The following is a 23,881-nucleotide window of genomic DNA, read 5'->3' on the forward strand; positions in this document are numbered from 1 at the left end:
TCATCAGTAAGTCACACAAAAATAGAGGCGATTAGCCTTTAGTAAATGTAGAATGGAAAATGCTGTCAAAATTGTTGAATTAATTTATGGCAAAAAAGAGTATGATTGAGCGCGAGAAAAAACGCGCTAAGTTGGTAGAAAAGTATTCTGCAAAGCGGGAAGCTCTGTTAGAGGAGTTCAGAACTACAGAATCTCCTCTAGAGAAGTTAGAAATTCACCGACAAATCCAACAGCTACCCCGTAACAGTGCGCCTAATCGTCGCCGTAACCGTTGCTGGGTGACTGGTCGTCCTAGAGGTGTTTATCGTGACTTTGGGCTATCTCGGAACGTCCTGCGGGAATGGGCGCACGAAGGTCTTTTACCTGGAGTTGTTAAGTCTAGCTGGTAGTCAACGGTCAACGGTCAACAGTTTTATACTATTGACTATTGACTATGGACTGGCTTTATTGCCCACAACAATGGTCTATACCTAGACTCTCTAAGAGTAGATCGCTGACGGCGTTGGCGATCGCAAACTCTCCATAAAAGCTTTTAGAAAAATCAAAGGCCTGCATCTCTGTGACAATAGCAATCACCAGAGAACCAAGGTCATTCTCGCCTTCCATCCTTTGGCGAACAAAGATTTGTGCAGCACGTTGAGCAATTTTTTGGTTAACTGCTTCGGGAATAAATTCTCTATCGAGCCAGCTTAGTAAAGACTCCTGCAACCATTGACCTTCAAGGTTAGGATTTGCGGCTGGTGGTAGGGTGATAGGTGGTATCGGTTGTGTCATCTGTTTTTCACCGCAGAGGAATATTATGGAGAGTGCAGAGGAGCGCCAAGTATGAGTAACAACATCAGAGCGCGTTCCTCTGATATTTTTTATTTGTAGTTTTATCTATGCAATATGATATCGCCTCTATTATTCAAGGCTACGCTCAAGGCTATTTTCTCATGGCTGACGACAATGATTGCCTGGGATGGTATGGAAGCCGCGATCGCACTTTGATTCCCTTAGATGAGCGATTTCGCTATCCTAAGTCTTTACAGCGTGTTTTAAACCAAGAAAGGTTTACAGTGGCAATTAACCGCGATTTTGCAGCTGTAGTGGCTGGTTGTGCTAACAGAGAAAGTACTTGGATTTCTCAGGAATTGCAAGAAATTTACTGGCTACTACACCAGACGGGTTACGCCTACAGTTTTGAAACATGGCAAGGTGAAGAACTAGCAGGCGGGATTTTAGGTATTGTCATTGGCGGTGCTTTTATAGGCGAATCGATGTTTTACCGCATTCCCGAAGGCTCTAAAGTAGCGATGGTAAAATTAGTAGAAAGATTACGCCAAAGGGAATTTGTTATGTTTGACGCGCAAATGATGAATCCCCACCTAGAAAGATTCGGCGCTTACCGTATTAAAGATAAAGAATATAAAACTCTACTAGAAAAAGCACTGCTAAGTTCTAGTACTCTAATTTAGCTGAACTGAGGTGAATTCAGCAATTACCAATTACCCATTACCCATTATTAATTACCCATTACCCCTGTACTTTTTTCTACGCTTTTGGATGGATGAATGACTGTATACGGTTAAGTAGAAATTAATTATAAACTTACTGAGGGTGAATCAATGACTACAGATAATGGACATTCTCAAGAACCTATTAGCAACTTAGAGTATGACTTTCTCACCGTGCTGCAAAACAAAGCTGAAGCAGTCAGAGCTTATGAAACTTATATAGAAGATGCACAAGCTGCTAACTCTCAACCTTGTGTTGATTTATTCCAAAAACTTCGTCAATCTGAGATCGAGCAAGCACAAGAAATTCGTCATCATCTGCAAGAAGTAATGCAGCACGGTAAGATGTAAAATTCAATGGTAATAGGTAATAGGTAATAGGTAATAGGTAATAGGTGAATTGTCGATTACTTATTACTATTCATAAAAATTAGTAGGGTGGGCATTGCCCACCTTATCAATATCAATTTTCTATGAAGTTGCATCAAATAAATGATCTAGAGACGTTGCATACAACATCTCTACAGTACAGAATAAAGTGCATTTTAATCAAGAAACAGTATCAGCTATTATTTTTAATAATTGGTAATGATTGAAATTGAGACGCTTGAACTGAAAAATCACAAATTGATTGAAATGGACAAAAACGGCAGTGATAACCAGGATTGGGTGGAAATATTTCGCTAAAATCACTAGTTTCTTCCTGATATTTTTGTACATCATCCTGGTGTTTTTTGGCTATATTGATTAACTCAAATTTCAAATCTTCTAATTCATTTCTTTTAAGGCTAATTAACTCTGATTCTTGTCCGAGTTCTAAATTATAAAATGAGGCGACAGCTTCTTTACCTGGGTAAAGGTAATTAGCAGCTAATAAATAAACGAAAGCTTGTCTTTTATCAAAAGCTGCTTTACCAGTTTTGAAATCTAAAATATGCAGGGTGTGATGGTTATCAGACTCGATAAAGACGCAATCCATCGCTGCATATAAGCGAAAACGGTCATCTTTCTGTTCGATTAAAATTGGCTTGGGAAAACCTTCATCACCGCGAGTCAATTGCAGAATTTTTTTACCTAATAATAACGGTGCATTGTAGTATTTTTTCAAAATTTGCAACACCCGTTGTTGAACTTGCATTGTGGAGTTGCTTAGTTTCAACAACTGTGCCACTTGTTCAACTCCATCGGAACGGGTTAACAAATGTCGATTATGATGAAATTCATAAACACCTTTTTGGGCTAGTATCCCAATGCGCTGAGGTGGAGTAGCATTCCCTAGCAGTGCTTTGACTTGTGGTTCGTTTTGACGCGCCTTGATAAACCCCCGTCTCATCTGGCAATGCCAACGTTCTTGCCCCACAGCAGGGGCAACTAAAGACCAGAGGTGATAACTAACAAAAAGTCGATCGGGGGTTGACATTGGTCAAGAGCAGTGAGAAAAAATACGGTGAAGGATGCTTGCGACTACGCACGCTTTGCGGGAAGCTTCCTATAGTGGTCAAATAGATGGGGGACAGTAGCAAACATGAGCGCTAGTAGCAATTCCAGCAAGATAAAATTTGGTACTGATGGATGGAGAGGCATTATTGCCGATGACTTCACTTTTCCCAATGTGCGAAAAGTGACAAGAGCGATCGCCAGTTATCTGGAAACAGCCTACACGAAAGATAGACCAGTTCTGATTGCCTACGATACTCGTTTTTTAGCTGATCAGTTTGCCCAGACAGCAGCTCAAGTCTTGGCTGACTTGGGCTGGAATGTCAAAATCACTGATCGGGATTGCCCCACACCAGTAATTGCCTATAATGCCCGTCACCTGAATTCGGCTGGGGCATTGATGTTTACGGCTAGTCATAATCCAGCACCTTATTGTGGAATTAAATATATCCCTGATTATGCTGGGCCTGCCACTCCAGAAATTACTGATACTATTGTGGCAAATATTGAAAGTGCATCGGATGAATTGCCAAGTGGCAAGCCATCGGGGTCAATTTCTACTTTTGATCCCAAACCAGACTATCTCCAGTTTATTTACACATTGTTAGATGTAGAAAAAATTAAAAGCGCCCAACTTAAAGTCAAGTATGATGCGTTATATTCTACATCCCGTGGCTATTTAGATGAAGTATTGATAGAAAGTGGCACTCAATTAGAAAGTTTCCACACTTGGCGGGATGTCCTATTTGGCGGGGGAATGCCTGAACCAAAAGGAGAACAGCTAGTGGAATTAGTCGAAGCTGTCCGCCGAGATCATGCAGATTTGGGACTAGCGACAGATGGCGATAGCGATCGCTTTGGCATTGTAGATGAGTTAGGTAACGTCCTCACCCCCAATACTGTGCTGTTAGTCTTGGCGCGTCATTTAATCAAAAATAAAGGCAAAACAGGGGCGATTGTCCGTACTGTGGCTACAACTCACCTGCTGGATAATTTCGCCGCTAAATACGGTTTGACGATTTATGAGACAGCCGTAGGTTTTAAATACATTGGGGAAAAAATGCGGGAAACTGCCGTGCTGATTGGTGGTGAAGAATCAGGCGGTTTAAGCATTATTGGTCATATTCCCGAAAAAGACGGCGTTTTAGCTGATATGCTGATTGCCGAAGCGATCGCCTATGAAGGTAAGCCCCTCAGTCAATTGGTGAAGGAAGCGATCGCCGAAGCTGATGGCCCCTTGTATAACAACCGTCTTGACCTACACTTAACAGAAGCTCATAAAGTCGCCGTCATCGACTCCTTTACAAAAAATCCTCCTTCCGAGGTAGCCGGGATTAAAGTTAAGGAAGTTGGACGTAAGGACGGGATTAAGCTGTATTTAGAAGAAGGTAGCTGGGTGTTGCTGCGTCCCTCTGGTACAGAACCTTTGGTACGTGTTTACCTAGAAACCAACTCTCCTGAAAAACTCAGCAAACTAGAGCAAGAGTTAGAGAGTACGATCGCTAAGTTAGGATAAGAATCTCAAGCGCAGATGAACGCCTGTGTTCATCTGCGTGTATTTGTGGTTCGTGGTTTTATGAAAACTTTGGCACCTTTTTTCACATCTTTAGTTGTAGCAGTTTGGGTAGTGGCGATCGCCATTATTTCCGTCCAAAATTTCGAGCCAGTATCTTTAAAATTCTTAACATTCCAATCAATTAAAATCCCATTTGGTATAGTGCTGGCTTTTAGTGCTGGTGTGGGATTTGTTGGTGTGGCTATTCTACAGCCACTCTGGGGTCTTTCCGGTTCGGGTAACTCTCGTTTAGAAGAAGACGCAGAATTTTTCGTTGATGATGAAGATTTTTAACGATAGAAAATGAGTATGATTTGATTATTTTGCAGAATATTACATACTAATATTCTGGTTGATTTTGGGAATTATAACTCTACATTAAGGATTTATCCCAAAAGCGACACAGGAGGCATCATCGATGAAAGCTTCAGAAACTAAGTTACAGCAGATTATTGAAGGAGCAAAACAGTACCTTGTGCCTTTATTCCAACGACCTTACAGTTGGGACAAAGTTCAGTGGGAAGCATTATGGAGTGACATTGTCGAACTATATACGATGGATGCGCCGCACCCTCACTTCATGGGATCTATTGTGACTATGCCAACCCAAGCTGTACCTGAAGGAGTAAGCAAATTCCTGCTGATTGATGGTCAACAACGATTAACAACAATATTTATTATCCTCTCAGCTTTGCGAGATAGAGCTAAGGAATTAGAGTTAAAACTAGCTGAAGAAATTAATCAAACTCTTTTAGTAAATCCTTTTAAAGAAGGATCAGATTATTACAAATTAGAACTAACTAGGTTAAAGTCAGATCGTGAAGCATTTCATCATATTATTAATTCGGAATCACATATTAGTAGTGGGATTTCGCAATGTTATCTTTTCTTTCAAAAAAAAATTATCCATAGTGGACTAGAACTTCAAAGAATAAAAAAAGTTATTTGTAGTAAACTTTCTCTGGTAAGTATTGTACTAGACTTAGATGATAATCCCTATCTGGTTTTTGAAAGCTTGAATGCTAAAGGAATGCCTCTTACACAAGCTGATTTAATTCGTAACTATTTATTTATGAGAATTGATATCAGTAATCAAGAATCAGTCTATACTGATTACTGGAAACCTATGCAGGAAATATTAAAAAATAATTTAACAGATTTTATTCGTCACTATCTTAATAAAAGTGGATTTGATGTCAAACAGAGTGAGATTTATTTTGCAACCAAAGAACGAATTAGTAAAAGTGATTCTCTATCTTATTTGAAGGATTTATATATATTTGCAGAATACTATGCTAGGCTCTTAGAACCTCAACGAGAACTCAATGAAAATATCAGAAAACATTTATACCGTCTTAATCGTTTAGACATTGCCACTGTATATCCTTTTCTTCTTAACTGCTACGATGATTGGGTTCAATCTAAAATTACCGAAGAAGAGTTTATTTCAATTTTAAAAATTATTGAAAATTTTTTGATACGACGTTTTATATGTAATGTTCAAACAAGAGGATTAAATAGAATATTTGCATTACTTTACTCAGAGGTTAGCAAAAGATCGAGTTTGGCTTCTGATGATTTTATCAAGCGTTTGAAATTAAGTCTTCAGAGCCGTAATTATCCGAAAGACGCAGAGTTTAAAGCTAGGTTAATTGATGTAAAGCTATATGGAGGTAATCGCTCTGAAAAGACAAAGCTTATTCTTGAATCAATTGAGGAATCTTTTAAACATAAGGAAAAAGTGTCTTTCGATGAACTTTCTATTGAACATATTATGCCACAAACTCTTAATGAATGGTGGCAAAAAAGTTTAGGAGAAGATTGGGCTATAACTCATGAATTATATTTGCATTCTTTAGGAAATCTCACACTTACTGCATATAATCCTGAACTTTCCAATAATGATTTTCTATACAAAAAAACTCACTATAAGAATAGCCATTTAGAGTTAAATAAATATTTTCACCATAAAGAATTTTGGCGAAGAGAGGATATTGAAGCACGAGCAGAATATCTTGCTGAACGCGCTTTACAAATTTGGGATTATTTTGGCGAAGAGGAAGTAAATCCGTCGGAATCTAGTATTTTGACTGGTACTACTCCCAAATTACTGCATATATTTGGTCAAGAATATTCCGTTAAAAGCTGGCGGGATGTTTTAGAAACGACTTTAAATACACTTTCTGATTTAGAGCCTGAGAAATTTAAAGAGATAATGCAGCAATTTCCTAGATTTATAGGAATTGATGAAAAAGATTTTCGTAGTACCCGCAAACTTAAAAATGGAGTTTTTATTGAAGTTAATTTATCAGCTAAAGATATTGGTGCTTTCTGTAGGAAAGCAATAGAAACAACAGAGTTATCAAGTGAGGAATGGTATGTTGAAACGGTCACTTAGCTTGACGATCGCACTCAAACTAAAGCTAAAATAATGAAGCGTAGTCTTGTAAAAATGATGAGTAATGAAAATTAAAGCAGTTATCTGGCAAGAAGATGATGTATGGTGTGGTTCTGTACCAGCTTTACCAGGATGTCACACTTGGGCAGATAGCTACGAACATCTATTAGAAATGTTACAAGATGCGATTCAAGGCTGGCTGGAAGTTGCTAGTGAACGAGAAGAGCTTGAACCAGAGCAACAGATTATTGAACTATCACTATGAAATCAGATTATGACCGTAAATTACCACAATATTATTACCATTGAACCAGGAAAAAGAGGCGGTAAACCTTGTATTCGGGGAATGCGAATAACTGTGTATGATGTGTTATCTTATCTTGCTTCTGGTATGACATACGAGGAAATACTTGATGATTTTCCTTATTTAACGCAAGAAGATATTTTAGCTTGCCTTAGCTATGCAGCCGATAGAGAAAGGCAAATGCTTACTATACCAGCATGAAATTACTTTTTGACCATAATCTCTCACCTCGATTAGTAGATCAATTGGCGGTTAGTTGTAGCTTGAGATAATTGATAAAATCTAGCAGTTCTGTTTCAGAAAGTTGATAGCGCGATCGCTTGCCATACTTTTGCTGTAAAAATTCTCTTCCCTGCTCTGGACTCCAATTTAATTGAGATAAATATGTATCAGTTTGAGCGATAAAACCTTCACGATGCTTAGATGAAGTAAAATCTTGATTAACATTTTGAATATTATTAATTTTTAGACTAACTTTCTGCCCTAAAGCTTGCCAATCTGTTTCTTTATGTCCATCCCAGCTAACACCTACAGCACGGTAAGTTAGTGGGTTATAGATTGTACAAAATACAATTGTTTTATCCCCAGGACTAACAGCAATGGTTAGAGGGTGACGCAATTGCTCGCAGGTCAAAACATCAAGTGAAAGTAACAAACTTTTAGCAAAGTAAGATTCGCTTCCCGAACGTACAACATACGGCTTATCTGCCAAAATATGTAAGTCAGTTTTTTCCTTTTCTCCATGAGAAGTTTCAACTTTTTTATCAATTTCAATTCCTGTAATTAAGCCTGTCAAAGCTTTGTCATAAATGGGAATTGGCTTTGTATCATCTGAAAGCGTATACCAACAGTGATCATGTTCTTTACTAACAAAAACATATTGAGGCTTGGGGATAGAGCCGAACCCTAATTTTACATTCATACCTGATTTAAATAAATGTGTCGTCAAGCGCTGAGCTTGTTATTTATATAGTTCCCCAATTCTCAAATCAATTAACATCAAATATATTGCATTAGCAAACTTAATCGAAGTGGATTATGGTCAAATTAAAACTCACGCACAGATAAAATCTGATGCGTGAGTATAAGCTTACTTGAAGTATTTGACCAGGAAATTATTAAATGCGATGTTCTACGAACGACAAGAGGTCATAGCCGAAAACAATCCATTTACAGTTTTTTTAATTTCCAGCCATTGTTTCTGGCTCAAAACCCAAGGTTTTTAATCTTTCTGTCAAAATATGGACTTGTTCTTCTGCTTCTAAACGTCGTTGTGATTCAAAATTTGCCCGTTGTTCTGCATCCAAAATACGTTCCTCTGGGGTAAGCAACCTTTCCCCTTTTTCGTTATACCAATACAACCACTCCCGCGCTATACCTTGATAAATGCCACGTTCTCTTCCAATTCCTAAACCAATTTCTGGTAGCCAAATTGGATCTCCTGACATGAGGATATATTCCCCATCTTCTAACCGATACACTTCCAGAGGAGATTTCTTGCGTCGAAAAGGGTTGTACACAACGTAGTACAAAATTCCTAATTCTTTTGCATAGAGTTCTTTTTTGCTGCTATATTCTCCTAAATGTTTCGGGGAAGCAACCTCCACCACTAAAACAGGTGGCTTTTGTTCTTCCCACAATACATAACTCAGGCGTAAGTCCCCATCAATAAAACGCTTAACCTCTATGCTGAGAAAACCATCTGGTACAATGGCAGATTTTTTAGGGTCATAGTATATGCCCATATTTACACCAAAGTACCAATCCCAACGATCTGACCACACTAAAGCTAGTGTTGACTTTAACAAGCTAGGAATTAAATCTTGTAGTTCATTATCCACAGGCGTATCATCAGAATCGGGTAACTCTTCAGACGATGGTAAACAGTGTAACGGGTTGTAGTTTAACATAAGTCGCATTACCTATTCCTAATTTTCTATAGGATTGATTATCAAAAACAAATTGATTTATTTTCTAATTGTCTTTGTGATAGGGGACTAATACTTGATTTTTGAAATATAGGTAGGGGAGCCACTGCGCCCTTACGGGTTTCCCTGCTTAGAGCAAGTGGCGTTGGGTAATGCCCACCAAAACCATGAGCCGGTGGGTATTGCCCACCCTACAGATACTGAAAATTTTATGTGCAAGTGCAGGCTACGCCAACAGAAATCGAATCGGATTCCTATAGAGATTTTAGAGTTAGCTTCAGCACTCAAGTGTGTTAATAAATTTAAATTATTTATCAACAGTAATGTCTACAACAATACTTCCTTGCGTGGTAAAAAAAGAGCAGGTACACAACCCGCTCCTTCAAGAATATAAGTAGAAATGATGAAGCACCAGTTAATTACCAATTACTGGCGCACTTAAGGAAACTTTTGGTGCTTCTGGTTTTTCCTGTGCCAAAGTCGGGACAGAATCACGTAACCTTGCTGTCAGTTGTACAGTTGTAGCGTCGTACATCTGAGTTAGTAGCTTGGGATAGAAACCAATACCAATAATTGGCACTAGTAGACAAGCAATGACAAATACTTCGCGGGGTTCAGCATCTATGAGTTGCTGATGAGAAACTAATTCTTCGTTTTCTTTACCGTAGAAAATTTCCCGCAGCATTGACAGAAGATAAATTGGAGTTAAAATTACCCCAACTGCCATAAGGAATACCACGATGACCTTAAATGTGGAGCTATAAGCATCGCTGGTAGCAAAGCCGACGAATACCATTAATTCTGCTACGAAGCCACTCATTCCCGGCAATGCTAAAGAAGCCATTGAACAAGCTGTGAACATAGCGAAAATTTTGGGCATTCGCTTACCGACACCGCCCATCTCATCTAACATCAGGGTATGTGTCCGGTCATAAGTCGCACCGACGAGGAAGAATAAACTTGCCCCGATTAAACCGTGGGAGACCATTTGTAACACTGCTCCACTCAAACCCAAATCGGTGAAGGAAGCAAACCCGATAATCACAAAGCCCATATGGGAAATTGAGGAGTAAGCGATCTTCCGCTTGAGGTTACGCTGGGCAAAGGATGTTAAGGCAGCGTAGATGATGTTAACTACCCCCAAGACAACCAGCACAGGTGCGAAATAAGCATGGGCATCGGGTAAAATGCCAGCGTTCATCCGAATCAGGGCATAACCACCCATTTTCAGCAGAATACCTGCCAGTAACATATGCGCGGGGGCTGTAGCTTCGCCGTGGGCATCTGGCAACCAAGTATGTAGGGGAATGATGGGTAATTTGATGGCGTAGGCAATCAGGAAGCCAGCATATAGCAACAATTGGAAATTTAAGGCGTAATCTTTGAGAGCGAGCGATCGCATATCAAAGGTGACATTATCGCCATAAAAGGCCATTGTCAAAGCGGCTAATAAAATAAACAGCGAACCACCAGCCGTGTACAAAATAAATTTGGTGGCTGCGTACTGCCGCTTTTTACCTCCCCAAATTGCCAGCAACAAGTAAACGGGGATTAACTCCAACTCCCACACCAGGAAAAACAGTAGGAGATCCTGAACGGCAAATACGGCGATTTGACCGCCATACATAGCCAGGAGCAAAAAGTAAAATAGCCTGGGCTTTAAGGTCACAGGCCAGGCTGCTAAGGTGGCTAGGGTGGTGATGAATCCAGTCAAAATAATCAGGGGCATAGACAAGCCGTCTGCGCCCACAGACCAGTTCAAATCCAGTTGCGGTACCCAAGGGTAACTCTCCACCAACTGTAAATCGGGATTGGCGAAGTCGTAACTGGTATAAAACGCGTAAACAATCAGGGCAAAATCAATCAACCCTACGATGAGGGCATACCAACGGATGGTTTTGCCGTCTTTATCGGGAATGATGGGAATCAGTAGTGACGCGGCTATCGGTAGTAAAATAATCGTCGTCAGCCACGGAAAATTAGCTGTATTCATCACAATTCTTCTGCTATTAAATTCATGTTTGCCAATAAGCCACTAGCTTATTAACTAGCAGCTTTTTGACGATTTGGCATTGATTGTTAGGTTGATTTAAACAACATAAAGAAAGATGAAGGCGGGTTAAGCTATACCCAGTCCTTCATCCCCATACAATATACTTCTTGCCCAATCATTAACCGTTTAGTTAGCAGAAGTTTAGTTTTTAGCACCAGGGTGCTGAGTAAAAACATAGTTCAGCTTTAACTCAGCACAAAAGTTAGGTGACACCGAAAACGATAACTAAGCCCAAAACAGCCCCGAATACGATGAGGGCATAGAATTGAACTCGACCGTTTTCGAGATATTTTAGACCTTCGCCACTAACCAAGGTGAAAAAGCCTGTCAAGTTGACAGCACCATCAACAACCCGGAAGTCCACTTCCATAACTTGTCTAGCGAGGCGACGCAAACCAAGCACAAATACACGGTGGTAAATGTCATCGAAATACCATTTATTAAGTGATAGTTCGTAGAGTGGCTTAATTTTAGCAGCGATCGCCGCCGGGTCGATTTTACGCTGCAAATACATCAGCGAAGCCAAGGTAATCCCAATCAAGGAAACACCGACTGAACCACCAGCCATGATGTAAAACTCATTAGGATCAAATTCAGCCGCTTTTTCCAGTACTTCAGCCAAGCTTTCTGTGGGCGAAAAAATAAACCGTTCAAAGTAATTGTTGTAGGGTGTACCTACCAAACCAATCAACATTGAAGGTATAGCCAAAATCAGCAATGGCAGAGTCATTGTCCAAGGTGATTCATGGGGAGAACTACTGTGATGACCGTGACCATCATGATGACCACCAGTAGCAGCTAATTCTCCTTTTTTCATTGCCCCAGGGCCAAAAACCGGTGCGGGTTCTGCTGACTCTAGTTCCAGAAGGATTGTTTTAGCTTTGAGGAGCTTGTCCTTAATTTTCTCGTCATTCCCCCGGAATTTGCCTTCAAATGTCGAGAAATACATTCTAAACATATAAAAAGCGGTAATCCCAGCAGTCATCCAGCCAATAAACCACAGCAATGGGTTAGCGGCATAAGCAGCACCGAGAATTTCATCTTTTGACCAGAAACCAGCAAAGGGAGGAATCCCCGAAATAGCCAAGCAACCAATCAAAAATGTCAATCCGGTGGCAGGCATATACTTCCGCAGGCCACCCATTAAGCGCATATCCTGTGCTAAAGCCGGGTCATGACCAACAACAGCTTCCATGCCATGAATGACGGAACCAGAACCCAAGAACAACATCGCTTTGAAATAAGCGTGGGTCATTAGGTGGAATAATCCCGCACTGTAAGCCCCTACGCCCATCGCCATCACCATGTAACCCAATTGGGAGATAGTGGAGTAAGCCAAGCCCTTTTTGATGTCGTTTTGGGTAATTGCAATAGTCGCACCCAAAAATGCTGTTAATGCCCCAGTGAAAGCAATCACGTTCATCGCTGCGGGAACGTGTTCAAAAACGGGGTACATCCGGGCAATTAGGAATACACCAGCCGCCACCATCGTTGCCGCGTGGATTAAGGCAGAAATGGGGGTGGGGCCTTCCATCGCGTCTGGTAGCCAGACATGGAGGGGGAATTGGGCAGATTTAGCAACTGGGCCGAGGAAGACTAAAATTGCAAACAGTACAGCCAGGAAATTGCTGATAGAACCTGTTTGGACGAGTTCGGCTAGGCGATCGCCCATCACGTTAAACTCGAAGCTGCCTGTTGCCCAAAATAGCCCCAGAATACCCAGCAGTAGACCAAAGTCACCTACACGGTTGGTGACAAACGCTTTTTGGGCTGCATCTGCGGCTGATTTGCGATCGTACCAGAAGCCAACCAGCAAGTAAGAACACATCCCCACTAGTTCCCAGAAAATATAAATCTGGACTAGATTAGGGCTGACTACTAGACCCAACATTGAGGAGCCAAATAGGCTGAGATAGGCATAAAACCTAACGTAGCCTGGGTCATGAGCCATGTAACCATCCGTGTAAACCATGACTAGCACAGCTACCGATGTTACAATCACCAGCATCAGGGATGTGAGATTGTCGATAGTGTAGCCCATAGTCAGGTGAAAATTGCCTGCTGCCGCCCATTCTAGGGTGCGGAGATAAGTTGGGTGTCCTTGGAGTTGACTCCACAGCAAGGTCAACGACAGACCCAGGGCCGCGCCCATGAGGGAAATGATCAACACAGCGTTTAGCTGCCGCAGGCGGTTTGTCGTTTGATTGAACGAAATTAAGCCAAGACCGACCAACATTGCTCCCAACAGAGGCAATACTGGGATTAGCCAGGCATATTGATAGATTACTTCCATCACTGACGTGTACTTTTAGGATTCTTGACTAAATTGTCGGAACTGTTAATAATTGTGACACACACCCTTGAGGATAAAATACCCCACCCAATAACAATTGAGTGGGGTATTAAGCATGGTTTTAGATTTGGGGACTGGAGACTGGGAATTGGGTCAAATTTTCCCCAATTCCCAAGACTTAACACCCAATTTCTTATCACGCTGTCCGACATTCTAAGTCTGCCGTTTTAGAGCTACTGTAGGCTTTAGGGCGGTTGGTATAACTGAGTCTGATTTCTTCCAACGCCAATCGTAAGTCATCTCTGCCGCGAAACCCTTCTAGACGATGGCGAATGATCCCATTTTCAATCAAAAGTAACGTGGGCAAAGACTTTAAACGATAAGTGTTAGAAAGTTTGAAATTCTCGTCAGCGTTCACCCCAACTAGTTTAATTTGTTCGCCGCATTGAGATTGAAATTGTAATAACAAAGGGTGGATAATGCGACACAACCCACACCAGGGTGCTTCAAAATTTACTAAAACCGGAACCGGAGATTCTAAAACTTCTTGAGTAAATGTCCGCTCACTAACCGACAACACCATGACGCCTCTAGAGTTATAGGGTTTTACTATCAAACTAGCTATCAGCAGAAGAAGTTAGCAAGCTAGTTAATGTTTTATAGCAGCTATATTTCAGTACCGCCTTTGACTGCGGTAAAAAAGCCAGCAGATTCTAAAAACCAATTTTAAGCTTTGGTCATGCCGATCGCTTCTACTGGAAAGAGTATTTTGGCTACTTTGCCGGATACTCTCCAAGAGATTTGATTGCTCGGCAATGTGCCACTATAAAAATTGCAAAACGGATCAACAGACCCCCACTAACAGCTGTTTCAATTTATCCTACATTGATTTGGTAGCAATTGATAAGTGGAAATTTTCCTTGAGTTAGTATTTTCTTCTGATAGTGGGGATCATGTGAAACTACCAGTTTAACCTACTAGTTGCTACAAACAACAGGGGGTGCGCCCACCAAAGTAAAGCGACAAAAATACCAACTCCTAAATATGCAGGGCGGATAAATTCTTCCCACTTGATAGATTGACGACCATCAATAATTGCGGCAAAGGGAATGATTGAGGTGCGCTGTTTCACAATTTCAAAAGCTTCGCCGTAACGCTTGCTCAAACGGCGATCGCCATGCCAAACTCCAAATAAATGGTGCAAAATCAGCCCAAAAGAAGTCACAAGGGTAAAGCTTGTACCTAACCATAGAGTATGGGCAATACACCAAATTACCTGTCCTACCATTTGGGGATGACGGGTAATCCGAATAATTCCTGTTTCATACAAGTGTACTTGGGGCTTTTGAATAGCCGCAATTTCTAGTAGATTGAAGGTGGCAGGATACAAAAACAAAAATGAAATAGCTGATAATACCCAAACTACAGCCTGTACTCCTGGTACATTCTGTACCTGCCAAAGTTGCAACCCGTCGTAACGGTGATTAAAGAAGTAAATAATCAATATGACAGCCAACGGTAGACTGACTAATGCAAAAAAAATGCGATAAAGCCTTGGCCCAATGTACTTTTCTGCCCAAGGTCGTAACGCAGCGCCGCCACTGTGGGCGATCGCAAAAGTTAATTGTAACCCCAGCATGACAAAATGACTCGGAGTCAACCAAGGATTCAGCATCATAGATACAGGTGAAGTAATTTAAAGAAAAGTTAATTCCATACAACCAATACCACAAAGTATTCAACAGGAGACTTTCAACAAGATTGTTGTGGTACTGTCTTTTTCTATTCCCGCCTCCAAGTTATAAGATGCAATAAATCATGCTCAGTAGCGCTACGCAGAATTTAAAATTCAAAATTCCTCTGGGAACGTTGGCCGGTGTCGGTTTCCGTCTCGCCCAATTTTTACAAAATTCAAAAAGCTTATATTTTAAGCTTTCCCTGATTTAGAATTGAGTATTTTATTCACGCCGTCGTGTACTAATAGTTGCAAAGCTATAAAACATGATTTATTGCTAACGTTGCTCCTTTCAAAGTTCGTGGGTTGAGCCTTATGTCTGACCTTCCTTTCACTTTAGATCAGTTACGCATTCTCAAAGCGATCGCCGTAGAAGGGAGCTTCAAACGCGCCGCTGATAGTCTTTATGTCTCCCAACCTGCCGTGAGTTTGCAAGTGCAGAATTTAGAACGGCAGTTGGATGTCCCTTTATTTGACCGTGGCGGCCGTCGCGCACAATTAACCGAAGCAGGACATCTACTATTGAATTACGGTGAAAAAATTCTCAGTTTGTGCCAAGAAACTTGCCGCGCTATTGAGGATTTACAAAATCTCCAAGGAGGTACTTTAATTGTTGGTGCTTCTCAAACTACTGGAACATACCTGCTGCCGAAAATGATTGGGATGTTCCGACAGAAGTACCCTGATGTGGCAGTACAACTGCACGTCCATTCGACTCGGCGCACAGCTTGGAGTGTGGCTAACGGGCAAGTGGATTTGGCAATTATCGGGGGGGAAATTCCTGGGGAACTGACGGAGTCTTTGGAAATTATTCCCTATGCCGAAGATGAACTGGCCCTTATTCTCCCAGTGTTTCACCCCTTTACCAAACAGGAAACAATTCAAAAAGAAGATTTATACAAACTACAATTCATTACTTTAGATTCTCAATCAACAATACGCAAAGTTATCGATCAAGTCCTATCTCGCAGTGAGATTGATACTAGGCGGTTTAAGATTGAAATGGAGTTAAATTCCATTGAGGCGATTAAAAATGCTGTACAGTCGGGTTTAGGTGCAGCTTTTGTTTCCACTAGTGCGATCGCTAAAGAATTACAGATGGGTGTACTCCACTGCACCCCCATTGATGGCGTAGTCATCAAACGGACACTGTGGCTAATTTTCAATCCTAATCGTTACAGATCCAAAGCAGCAGAAGCTTTTAGCCAAGAGATATTACCGCAGTTCGCCACTCCTGACTGGAATCAAGATGTGTTAAAACTGGTGCAAAAAAAACTAGTGGTAAATGTACTAGATGCAGCCATCCCCAATACTTCCGATGATGGCTAACATTTGGTCATTCGTGAGGCAAAGTAATCTTCTCCTCAACAGAAATGCTGGCGCTACGGGATTTTTCCTTGTTGGCGCTAGCCTACTCTACGACAATACCTGACAGCGAACCCCCAGGGTATGACTTAAGGTAGGGACATGAATATGCTACGTGGCGCTGATCACTCCCATAGAACGCAATACCCACGTTCTGGAGTCCAACAAGCCCTCTCCTTAGCTATCTGGTGTAATTAGTTTAGGGGATCAAGCGATCGCAATGCTCTAGTTCAGCTTGTTAAATTAGTTACCGCTTGCTACTCTCGCATTGGATTTGACTTCGAGCCAGTCAGATAATCAGTACTTAAAGTGATAGAAAATCACACATCCCGTAGATGAGTTCTTCGATGTTGACGTTGCCCGTGGCTTTTGCTGCAAACCGAAGGGAGATAAATTACTCAATATTGAGAAATCATCTTATTCCCTAAATGTCTCTGTCCTAATAGATAAAAAATAAGCATTGAAGCTTTTAAACAAAAACTTGCCCGATTACACAATCTGTTTGTGGTGGTCAAACAGATTGATGAGACTGAGCAGTAAGCGAGTGTTGCTGGCGACGACTTACTGCTGACTGATCGGGGGTAGGAACTGATAAGCGGAGCTTGACCGTTAAAATGTACCAAAATCTGCTATTGCTGGTTGGCAGAGTGGTAGTTCCCAACCGTAGATGCCCTATAAACAGTCAATTAAGCTTTAGCTAGCTCTGTTGATTGACTCTGCTGGCAAACAAATCAAGTTATCCCCTTGAGTAAGGATTAAGCCACGCTGACGTAACTTACCCATTAAACGAGTCACGGTTACACGAGTTGAACCAATGGCACTACCAATTTGAGCATGGGTAAGGGGGAAAGGCAGACAATAACCACGAATGACATCGGGATCAGTTTCGCTCATGGCTGGTTCTCCATATTCCTCAATCAGTAGGGTGAGGAATCCTAAGAGTCTGTCAATTGTACGCCGTTGTCCCAAGGCACTAAGCCACAGCAACTTACGCTGGTGTTGGTATCTGAAAGCATCCATCACTTCACGACGGAAGTGAGGCCAGTTGTCTAGATCGTGCCAATACATCCACAGTACGGCGGTTTGATCAACGTGAGCGTAGGACTGGAGTGTGAATGGAGACTGAGCCACAATTTCAAACGGCTGTCCCGCGCCCACAAATCCCAAGAAAGCTTCTTCTGGGGTTCTGTTGATCCGTCGAGAAGTCAATTGACTTGCAGTAGCACTAACCTGGGCGGTTCCTACCATGCGGATCGCACCTCTCTGCACTAAATAAAGCAACCCAGGTCTTGCTGGAATGCGCTCATCTTTGCTAAAGGTACGGCAGCGATAGTGTTCTTGAGCCCAGTCAAGAATGCGTTGCCAAGTCAAAAAAGGGCGTGATGCCTCAGAAAAGGAGGATGGAGATTGCATAGGTAACAAAGAGCGTTCGGCTGAAGACAAAGACGTAATAAAAAGGTGCAAGGAGTGTCTTTGTGTTTTTTGAGGTAGGCTTAACGCCTAACAGCGTCAGCCATCCAAAAAGCAGAGGGCTATTTGCGCTCTACTATTTTGTTATACTTCCTACTGTACAATGATGGTAGTAAAGTTTACATATTATTCATCGAATATTTATCAAATTTTATGCTATTCTCATTTTTCTTCGACAGAAATAATATTCTACCCTATGGCAGATGACAACTTATCAGGTATTTTATGAAACTTAGCCTCTCATAAAAACTAAGTGTATCATCCTCTACTAGTAAGTAAAAATACGGCAATTAGACAGTTACTATACAGCTACTTACTGGTAGTTGTGGATAGCTTTAACTCTCATCAGGAACAGCAAAGCACAATAAAAGCGGAAATTCCTCTATATAAAGGTAGAGATAGCCAACGAATTTTATATATTTGCGGAGTAGCTCTGCGACTGGCAAAATCTCATAATCGAGATCCAATGGAGATAGCCAGTGTTATTACTTCCCGATTATTAGATATATGTAAAGAAAACTTATTGGTGCGGATTGTTGATCCAGGTTGGATTCATCTAGAATTGGCTGACTCTTTGTTAGCAGCTTGGTTGCAAAATCTTTCACTGGGGGGTTTAGGAGACGATAGGGACACAAAAGAAAATGAGAGATTTGTCACTATTCACCCTTCTCGTTTGTTTGCAATGCAGTATGCTCATGCACGTTGTTGTTCGTTAATATTACTGGCTCAACGTGGAGGATTAATTCTATTTAGGGAACCATTACCAGATAACTGGCAAGAGCTGGCGCTGGGTAGTTTAGCATCAACGATGCAAATACCTTGGTTGAATGGTGAGGCAAAAATTCGCCTCAATCACCCAGCAGAAAGCTGTTTAATTTCTGAGTTAATACAAGTAGTAGATAGTTTGATATTTCCTCATGATGATAAGGTTATGAACTGGGAAAAATTAGGGTCAGATTTAAGCCAAGCTTTTGGCACTTTTTGGAGCCAGTGCCGTATTTGGGGGGAAGTCAAAACTACTTTGCCAGAAGTCACTCAAGCCAGACTGGGACTAATTTTGGCTACTCAGACGGTATTCAGATTTTTACTAGTAACCAAGTTGGGGAGTGTTGCGCCTCTTGAGCTTTAGATTTGGAAGTGTTTGGGCGTAATTTTTGTCTAAATCCTGTTATTCAAAGAGACAATAAAAACTTTTATAACTAGGTATTGACGCATTACCTAATGTCGGATATATTAGCTGGTGTGTGAGGAGCGAACCAGCAAGAACACCGAGACGAAACACGGCCAGTCGTCGGTGTTCTTTCTGATCTATAGGGATTTTTCGTAGGTGAGTTTGTCTATAATCCCTGCGCTATTTCAAAATTTAACTTTTTTAGAATCTAAACAACAAAAGAAATTTTCAGTTTCTACATTCTGTATTCTGTGGAAATATTAATTCTACACTTTACAAAAATTAATCAAGTAGGCTTACGAAAGTAGAAATTTCTCAATTGCGACAGCAGCTCCATCCTCTTCGACAGTGGGGGCTACCCATTGAGCGATCGCCTGTACTCCTGTGGGGGCGTTCCCCATAGCGATCCCAATACCGGCGTATTCCAGCATTTCCAGATCATTGAAGTTATCACCAATGCACATAACCTCGTGGCTTTGTATTCCCAGCAATTCTTCGGCTAGGTAGCGCACAGCATTGCCTTTGTTGACAAAGGGATTAGTTGCTTCAAAGAAAGTGGCGACGGATGTGGTGAGATAAAGTTCAGCTGGTGTGTATTGTAGGCGCAAACTGCCCAAGAGGTTGTTGATTACCTCTGTGTCATCGCACAAGGCTAAAATTTTTGTGGGTGCATTAGTTAAAGTTTGGCGCAAATCACCTACCGCAATGGGGGTAATACCAGAACGTTGTGCGTAAGTTGCAGTCTCTTGGGTGACTTCGCGCACGTAGAGCTGATCATTAATGTAGAAGTGGATAGATAAAAGCGATCGCCACTGTGGCTGTTCAAAATAATCTAATAATTGTTCAGCCGTCTTTCTATCTACAGGTAGATGTTGATGGATTTTTTGGTCAGATGGGTCTTGAATCCAGGCTCCTTGATAAGCGGCTAGGGGCAAAGTAGAGTTAATATCTTGATGAAAGCGGAGTGCCGAACGATACATCCTGCCGGTAGCGATCGCCACGGGAATACCTCTGGCTTGAACTGCGGCGATCGCTTCCTTAACATATGGGCTGACGGCGTTCGACTCTCCCGAAATGGTGCCATCTATGTCTAATACGAGTAGTTTAATCATTTAGTCAGTTGTCAGTTGTCATTAGTTCTTTGCCCTGCTTCTTATCTGCTTGCCTCATGACTAATTTACCAGTCTATTGGCAAACCCAACTGCTCTAAAATTTCTCCATTTTGCAATAGTGGCTGAATTTCGTTGTCTACTTGAATGCGTCCATTGGATAGTACTAGGGCGCGTTGAGTAACTTTTCCTAGCCAATGTAGTTCATGGGAAGCTATTAACATGACTTGCACTGGCAAATTTAATAGAACTCTTGCTAAGTGTCTTCGCCATGCTGGATCAAGTCCAGTAGTAGGTTCATCTAAAATTAAAATAGCAGGCTCTAGTGCCAAAATAGCAGCCAGGGCGGCAAGTCTTCTTTGTCCACCAGAAAGCTCGTGTGCTGAACGGTTAGCATAGGCTTCTAGACCGAAATCCGCTAATAAATGCCGTGCTTGATCCCGTGCTATTGGGGCTGGTACACCATAGTTAAGGGGGCCAAAGGTAATATCTTCTAAGATGGTGGGCATAAATAATTGGTCATTGGCATCTTGAAAGCCAAAGCCAATGTATCGCCTTACCTCAGGTAAAGTCTGGGGTTCTAAGGAGATATCGTTAATCCAGATTTTGCCTGATTGCGGTTGTTTGATGCCAATGAGGTTTTCTAATAAGGTACTTTTACCAGAACCGGTTGCACCCATCAACGCTACGCGATCGCCGGCATTTAATGTAAAAGAAATATTGTGCAGAACTGGTTCTTGGTGAGGATAAGCGTAAACCAAGTTCTGTACCCGGACAACAGCTTGATGGGAATTACGGCTGGAAGAGTGGGGGTGAGGAGTCAGAGATTTCAAAATTTATTACTCTCTATTTTGGGGAATTGGGGAGAAGGGGGATTAAAGATAGGAGGTGAAGGTAAAAAAAGCAGCGATCGCCCAAGCAAATATCAGGGCAAACCGTTCTTTGGCTTTAAAAGTAAAATCTATGGGTAACTGACCGTTATAACCGCGAATTACCATTGCGGCATAGACTCTTTCTGCTCTTTCCAAGCTACGGATATACAAAGTGCCAATCATGGCGGAACTAGCGTAGCGTAACCAGCCACCTGCACCTTTTAGTCCTCGTAATTGGGCGCTACGCTGCATACGTGTTACTTCTGAAAGCAAAATTTCTAAATATTGCCCAGTCAAAAGTAAATTTTCTTTTAATGCGCTGGGTACGGGTAAACTTTTCAGGGCGATGCCAAAACTGTGGGGTGGTAGGGTTAACAGAAAGCTATTCATGGCGATTAAACATACGAGAGAGCGAATCAGTAAAAAACTCGCTCTTTCCCATCCCAAGGGCAATGCTACTACTGATAAGAAGACTAATTCTGTACCTACCAATCCTCCTAATTTGGGTAGGGATACACGCAATACTGCTACCCAAATTAAGGCGATCGCAGCATAAGCACTCAACCAGTACCAAGCGTGATGCTTGAGTAAGGCTGTCCCGACAACAATCACCAAGGATAGATGTAAGCGTAACGGCAAAGCCATTTTAAGCATTCTTTGGTCTCACTACTTTGGCAATTCCAAAGGCAGCAGCAAAGCACACCGCAGCCCCCAAAAGTCCGGCGATACTTGTTCCAATTGCTCCTAAACCCTCAATACCATAGTCTGCTAATGGTGTCGGTACAGATATTCTGACTTCTTCACCTAGTTTGATAAATCCTAAGTCTTCTGCCACTCTTTCTAAGCCATCAGGCCAAGCTGAGGCGAGCAATGACAATGCACCAGCGACTAAGACTATGGTAACAACAGGTACTAACCAACCGCGAAATTCTTGTTGTTCTCCTGGTAACAAATCTGGTCTGGCTTTGGCTAGATAAGTTAATACGCCGCCAGTAATTAAGCCTTCACCAATGCCAATTAAAATATGAATACCTGTCATAGCAGGTACAACAGCTATGGATGCAGTCCCAGAAAGGACTAACTCAATCGCACAGGCGATCGCTGCTACTACGACACTCACGGCAGCCGCTATACCAGCCGCTAAAGGTAAACGTGCTTTAGAGCCGCCAAATAATCTTTGCAAAGTTTGGGTTAACATCCAGCCTACCCAAACGCCAATGAATGCCATGTTCAGAATATTGGCTCCCAAGGCTGTGATCCCACCATCAGCAAACAGCACGGCTTGGATAATTAAGACTGTGGCAATGCACAATGAGCCAGCCCAAGGGCTACCTAAAACAATCGCGGCTAAAGTACCGCCAAGCAAGTGACCACTGGTTCCCCCCGCTACTGGGAAATTAATCATTTGGGCAGCAAAAATAAAAGCAGTCGTTAAACCGAGAATGGGGGCGCGACGAATACCAAAAGCTGTTTGCGATCGCCCACTAGCAAACAACAGTCCCGCCAAACTTACCAAACCCGTTGCGCCTGCGACTGGCACAGACACAAATCCATCAGGAATATGCATGATTCGCCCCGTAACTAACGTGTTATTTCACACAATAAAAATAATCTCATTCAGGCATCAAACTAATAAAAAACACTATTTTTCTTTTGTTTTCAATGCCCTATTGGGGGATTTTATAATGATACTTGGGATATATTGACAATAAAAAAATCATCAAATATTGTACTTATTTAGCAAGTTATTACATTTTATTTAATTAGGGTTAATTGGATATTAATTTAAAAAAATATGTTAATAATCCGGTTTCCTAATTTTTCTGGAAGCTGGGAATTGGACTGTTAACAAAAAAGCTGCAATATCCTCTGCCGGAAATTTTCTGAATTATGCTCTTTAGTCGCTAGTTCTTCTGTGATGAAAATTTCATATATGGGTGGTAGTCCTAACTCTATACTTTCAAGGATTTCCCTTTGAGAAAAAATATTTTCTGGTTTTCCCTCTAAAATAAGCCTTCCTGCATCCATCACAAAAATCCAGTCTGACCAGCAATAAACTAAGTCCAAGTCATGACTAGCCATGAGTATTGTGGTTCCAGATTGATAAATTTTATTGAGCATGGCCATTAAGTTACGGCTTTGCGGTCTGTCGAGATAGGCTGTTGGCTCATCTAGTAAGAGTAACTCTGGTCTTAAAACCATGACATCAGCTAAAGAGACACGTTTTTTTTGTCCTAAACTCAGGTGATGTACCGGTCTTTCGGCTAATTCTGTTAGTTCAAATTCTACTAAAGCTTGGGTAACTCGTTGTTGAATATCTGCTATTGGTAATCCTAAATTACATAAGCCATAAGAAATATCTTCTTCAACAGTAGAGGCTACTAATTGTTGCTCTGGATTTTGAAAGACTAGTCCAACTTTCTGGCGTAGTTGTATAAGTGTTTTACGGTCATATTGTAGTGCCTTTTCCTGCCAATACACACAACCTTGCTGTGGTTTATATAAACCGTTCGCTAAAGAGAATAGAGTAGTTTTACCGCAACCATTTCTGCCAATTAAGGCACATCTTTTTCCTTGGGGAATTTGTAGTGTGATGCCATTGAGTACTGATTGTTGTGTACCTGGATATGTATAATGTATTTGTTCAAACGCGAGTAATGACTGCTGCATTATCTACAACTTGAGAGAATTTAAA

Annotated in this window: 24 protein-coding genes; 10 read left to right on the forward strand and 14 right to left on the reverse strand. The window is 41.5% G+C overall.

The genetic code is table 11. The features are described 5' to 3' along the window. Positions 1-86: 86 nt before the first annotated feature. Positions 87-389: a 30S ribosomal protein S14 gene (gene rpsN, locus GSQ19_RS13945; protein WP_011318536.1), complete on the forward strand. Its 303-nt coding sequence runs from the start codon at positions 87-89 to the stop codon at positions 387-389. A 55-nt stretch (positions 390-444) separates the two neighbouring features. Here rpsN and GSQ19_RS13950 read toward each other — a convergent pair whose 3' ends face one another. Further along, positions 445-774, reverse strand: coding sequence for a hypothetical protein (locus GSQ19_RS13950; RefSeq protein WP_011318537.1), 330 nt, complete (start codon positions 772-774; stop codon positions 445-447). A 107-nt stretch (positions 775-881) separates the two neighbouring features. Between GSQ19_RS13950 and aat the strand changes: the two genes are divergently transcribed. Next, positions 882-1,457, forward strand: coding sequence for a leucyl/phenylalanyl-tRNA--protein transferase (gene aat / locus GSQ19_RS13955; RefSeq protein ID WP_011318538.1), 576 nt, complete (start codon positions 882-884; stop codon positions 1,455-1,457). A 150-nt stretch (positions 1,458-1,607) separates the two neighbouring features. Further along, positions 1,608-1,847, forward strand: a complete 240-nt coding sequence (locus GSQ19_RS13960; protein WP_011318539.1) for a hypothetical protein — start codon at positions 1,608-1,610, stop codon at positions 1,845-1,847. A 211-nt stretch (positions 1,848-2,058) separates the two neighbouring features. Here GSQ19_RS13960 and GSQ19_RS13965 read toward each other — a convergent pair whose 3' ends face one another. Continuing rightward, positions 2,059-2,916, reverse strand: coding sequence for a PD-(D/E)XK nuclease family protein (locus GSQ19_RS13965; RefSeq protein ID WP_011318540.1), 858 nt, complete (start codon positions 2,914-2,916; stop codon positions 2,059-2,061). A 105-nt stretch (positions 2,917-3,021) separates the two neighbouring features. On the opposite strand from GSQ19_RS13965, the gene GSQ19_RS13970 reads away from it, so the two are divergent. The 5 genes from GSQ19_RS13970 (at position 3,022) to GSQ19_RS13990 (ending at position 7,391) form a co-directional block, all read left to right on the forward strand. After that, positions 3,022-4,449 (forward strand): phosphoglucomutase/phosphomannomutase family protein, encoded by a 1,428-nt coding sequence (locus GSQ19_RS13970; RefSeq protein WP_011318541.1) that lies wholly within the window; start codon positions 3,022-3,024, stop codon positions 4,447-4,449. Between the two features lie 60 nt (positions 4,450-4,509). After that, positions 4,510-4,782: a LapA family protein gene (locus tag GSQ19_RS13975; protein WP_041456704.1), complete on the forward strand. Its 273-nt coding sequence runs from the start codon at positions 4,510-4,512 to the stop codon at positions 4,780-4,782. A 124-nt stretch (positions 4,783-4,906) separates the two neighbouring features. After that, the gene (locus GSQ19_RS13980) at positions 4,907-6,886 is read left to right on the forward strand and encodes a DUF262 domain-containing protein (RefSeq protein WP_011318543.1); all 1,980 of its coding nucleotides are present in this window, start codon (positions 4,907-4,909) and stop codon (positions 6,884-6,886) included. A 64-nt stretch (positions 6,887-6,950) separates the two neighbouring features. Beyond that, positions 6,951-7,151, forward strand: coding sequence for a type II toxin-antitoxin system HicB family antitoxin (locus GSQ19_RS13985; protein WP_011318544.1), 201 nt, complete (start codon positions 6,951-6,953; stop codon positions 7,149-7,151). Between the two features lie 9 nt (positions 7,152-7,160). Next, positions 7,161-7,391 carry a DUF433 domain-containing protein gene (locus tag GSQ19_RS13990; protein WP_011318545.1) on the forward strand — a complete coding sequence of 77 codons (231 nt, stop codon included), beginning with the start codon at positions 7,161-7,163 and terminating at the stop codon, positions 7,389-7,391. Between the two features lie 40 nt (positions 7,392-7,431). On the opposite strand, the gene GSQ19_RS13995 is transcribed toward GSQ19_RS13990, so the two are convergent. From GSQ19_RS13995 to GSQ19_RS14020, 6 genes are all read right to left on the reverse strand, one after another. After that, positions 7,432-8,112, reverse strand: coding sequence for a hypothetical protein (locus GSQ19_RS13995; protein WP_011318546.1), 681 nt, complete (start codon positions 8,110-8,112; stop codon positions 7,432-7,434). Between the two features lie 259 nt (positions 8,113-8,371). Beyond that, positions 8,372-9,100 (reverse strand): Uma2 family endonuclease, encoded by a 729-nt coding sequence (locus tag GSQ19_RS14000; RefSeq protein ID WP_185478750.1) that lies wholly within the window; start codon positions 9,098-9,100, stop codon positions 8,372-8,374. 433 nt (positions 9,101-9,533) lie between these two features. Further along, positions 9,534-11,111: a photosynthetic/respiratory NAD(P)H-quinone oxidoreductase subunit D1 gene (gene ndhD1, locus GSQ19_RS14005; RefSeq protein ID WP_011318549.1), complete on the reverse strand. Its 1,578-nt coding sequence runs from the start codon at positions 11,109-11,111 to the stop codon at positions 9,534-9,536. A 262-nt stretch (positions 11,112-11,373) separates the two neighbouring features. Then, positions 11,374-13,464, reverse strand: a complete 2,091-nt coding sequence (locus GSQ19_RS14010; protein ID WP_011318550.1) for an NAD(P)H-quinone oxidoreductase subunit 5 — start codon at positions 13,462-13,464, stop codon at positions 11,374-11,376. Positions 13,465-13,660: 196 nt separating this feature from the next. After that, on the reverse strand, positions 13,661-14,047 hold the full coding sequence (locus GSQ19_RS14015) for a thioredoxin family protein (RefSeq protein WP_011318551.1): 387 nt from the start codon (positions 14,045-14,047) through the stop codon (positions 13,661-13,663). Positions 14,048-14,425: 378 nt separating this feature from the next. Continuing rightward, positions 14,426-15,142: an NnrU family protein gene (locus GSQ19_RS14020; RefSeq protein WP_011318552.1), complete on the reverse strand. Its 717-nt coding sequence runs from the start codon at positions 15,140-15,142 to the stop codon at positions 14,426-14,428. 372 nt (positions 15,143-15,514) lie between these two features. On the opposite strand from GSQ19_RS14020, the gene GSQ19_RS14025 reads away from it, so the two are divergent. Further along, positions 15,515-16,528, forward strand: coding sequence for a LysR family transcriptional regulator (locus GSQ19_RS14025; protein ID WP_011318553.1), 1,014 nt, complete (start codon positions 15,515-15,517; stop codon positions 16,526-16,528). Positions 16,529-17,257: 729 nt separating this feature from the next. On the opposite strand, the gene GSQ19_RS14030 is transcribed toward GSQ19_RS14025, so the two are convergent. After that, a complete protein-coding gene (locus GSQ19_RS14030; protein ID WP_011318554.1) occupies positions 17,258-17,977 on the reverse strand; it encodes a Crp/Fnr family transcriptional regulator in 720 nt (239 codons plus the stop codon). Between the two features lie 382 nt (positions 17,978-18,359). Here GSQ19_RS14030 and GSQ19_RS14035 point away from each other — a divergent pair, with 382 nt between their 5' ends. Then, entirely contained in the window at positions 18,360-19,163 is an 804-nt protein-coding gene (locus GSQ19_RS14035; protein WP_224311680.1) for a DALR anticodon-binding domain-containing protein, read from the forward strand. 338 nt (positions 19,164-19,501) lie between these two features. On the opposite strand, the gene GSQ19_RS14040 is transcribed toward GSQ19_RS14035, so the two are convergent. From GSQ19_RS14040 to GSQ19_RS14060, 5 genes are all read right to left on the reverse strand, one after another. Beyond that, positions 19,502-20,317 (reverse strand): Cof-type HAD-IIB family hydrolase, encoded by an 816-nt coding sequence (locus GSQ19_RS14040; protein WP_011318556.1) that lies wholly within the window; start codon positions 20,315-20,317, stop codon positions 19,502-19,504. Between the two features lie 65 nt (positions 20,318-20,382). Beyond that, positions 20,383-21,147, reverse strand: a complete 765-nt coding sequence (locus GSQ19_RS14045) for an energy-coupling factor ABC transporter ATP-binding protein (RefSeq protein WP_041456124.1) — start codon at positions 21,145-21,147, stop codon at positions 20,383-20,385. A 42-nt stretch (positions 21,148-21,189) separates the two neighbouring features. Further along, complete coding sequence (locus GSQ19_RS14050) at positions 21,190-21,840, reverse strand: energy-coupling factor transporter transmembrane component T family protein (protein WP_011318558.1); 651 nt, start codon at positions 21,838-21,840, stop codon at positions 21,190-21,192. Beyond that, positions 21,833-22,753, reverse strand: coding sequence for an energy-coupling factor ABC transporter permease (locus tag GSQ19_RS14055; protein ID WP_011318559.1), 921 nt, complete (start codon positions 22,751-22,753; stop codon positions 21,833-21,835). Before GSQ19_RS14055 ends, GSQ19_RS14050 begins: the two co-directional genes overlap by 8 nt. A 278-nt stretch (positions 22,754-23,031) precedes the next feature. After that, positions 23,032-23,856, reverse strand: coding sequence for an energy-coupling factor ABC transporter ATP-binding protein (locus tag GSQ19_RS14060; protein WP_011318560.1), 825 nt, complete (start codon positions 23,854-23,856; stop codon positions 23,032-23,034). Positions 23,857-23,881: the final 25 nt, after the last annotated feature.

The organism is Trichormus variabilis 0441 (assembly GCF_009856605.1).
Lineage (GTDB): Bacteria > Cyanobacteriota > Cyanobacteriia > Cyanobacteriales > Nostocaceae > Trichormus > Trichormus variabilis.

Bases quoted from the DNA above. Each gene is read 5' to 3' on its own strand.
- GSQ19_RS14020 (WP_011318552.1), bottom strand. From the start codon at position 15,142: ATGATGCTGAATCCTTGGTTGACTCCGAGTCATTTTGTCATGCTGGGG.
- GSQ19_RS13995 (WP_011318546.1), bottom strand. From the start codon at position 8,112: ATGAATGTAAAATTAGGGTTCGGCTCTATCCCCAAGCCTCAATATGTT.
- ndhD1 (WP_011318549.1), bottom strand. From the start codon at position 11,111: ATGAATACAGCTAATTTTCCGTGGCTGACGACGATTATTTTACTACCG.
- GSQ19_RS14030 (WP_011318554.1), bottom strand. From the start codon at position 17,977: ATGCAATCTCCATCCTCCTTTTCTGAGGCATCACGCCCTTTTTTGACT.
- GSQ19_RS13970 (WP_011318541.1), top strand. From the start codon at position 3,022: ATGAGCGCTAGTAGCAATTCCAGCAAGATAAAATTTGGTACTGATGGA.
- GSQ19_RS13960 (WP_011318539.1), top strand. From the start codon at position 1,608: ATGACTACAGATAATGGACATTCTCAAGAACCTATTAGCAACTTAGAG.
- GSQ19_RS13950 (WP_011318537.1), bottom strand. From the start codon at position 774: ATGACACAACCGATACCACCTATCACCCTACCACCAGCCGCAAATCCT.
- GSQ19_RS14040 (WP_011318556.1), bottom strand. From the start codon at position 20,317: ATGATTAAACTACTCGTATTAGACATAGATGGCACCATTTCGGGAGAG.
- GSQ19_RS14050 (WP_011318558.1), bottom strand. From the start codon at position 21,840: ATGCTTAAAATGGCTTTGCCGTTACGCTTACATCTATCCTTGGTGATT.
- rpsN (WP_011318536.1), top strand. From the start codon at position 87: ATGGCAAAAAAGAGTATGATTGAGCGCGAGAAAAAACGCGCTAAGTTG.
- GSQ19_RS13975 (WP_041456704.1), top strand. From the start codon at position 4,510: ATGAAAACTTTGGCACCTTTTTTCACATCTTTAGTTGTAGCAGTTTGG.
- GSQ19_RS14060 (WP_011318560.1), bottom strand. From the start codon at position 23,856: ATGCAGCAGTCATTACTCGCGTTTGAACAAATACATTATACATATCCA.
- aat (WP_011318538.1), top strand. From the start codon at position 882: ATGCAATATGATATCGCCTCTATTATTCAAGGCTACGCTCAAGGCTAT.
- GSQ19_RS14055 (WP_011318559.1), bottom strand. From the start codon at position 22,753: ATGCATATTCCTGATGGATTTGTGTCTGTGCCAGTCGCAGGCGCAACG.
- GSQ19_RS13980 (WP_011318543.1), top strand. From the start codon at position 4,907: ATGAAAGCTTCAGAAACTAAGTTACAGCAGATTATTGAAGGAGCAAAA.
- GSQ19_RS14015 (WP_011318551.1), bottom strand. From the start codon at position 14,047: ATGGTGTTGTCGGTTAGTGAGCGGACATTTACTCAAGAAGTTTTAGAA.
- GSQ19_RS13990 (WP_011318545.1), top strand. From the start codon at position 7,161: ATGACCGTAAATTACCACAATATTATTACCATTGAACCAGGAAAAAGA.
- GSQ19_RS13985 (WP_011318544.1), top strand. From the start codon at position 6,951: ATGAAAATTAAAGCAGTTATCTGGCAAGAAGATGATGTATGGTGTGGT.
- GSQ19_RS14025 (WP_011318553.1), top strand. From the start codon at position 15,515: ATGTCTGACCTTCCTTTCACTTTAGATCAGTTACGCATTCTCAAAGCG.
- GSQ19_RS13965 (WP_011318540.1), bottom strand. From the start codon at position 2,916: ATGTCAACCCCCGATCGACTTTTTGTTAGTTATCACCTCTGGTCTTTA.
- GSQ19_RS14000 (WP_185478750.1), bottom strand. From the start codon at position 9,100: ATGTTAAACTACAACCCGTTACACTGTTTACCATCGTCTGAAGAGTTA.
- GSQ19_RS14010 (WP_011318550.1), bottom strand. From the start codon at position 13,464: ATGGAAGTAATCTATCAATATGCCTGGCTAATCCCAGTATTGCCTCTG.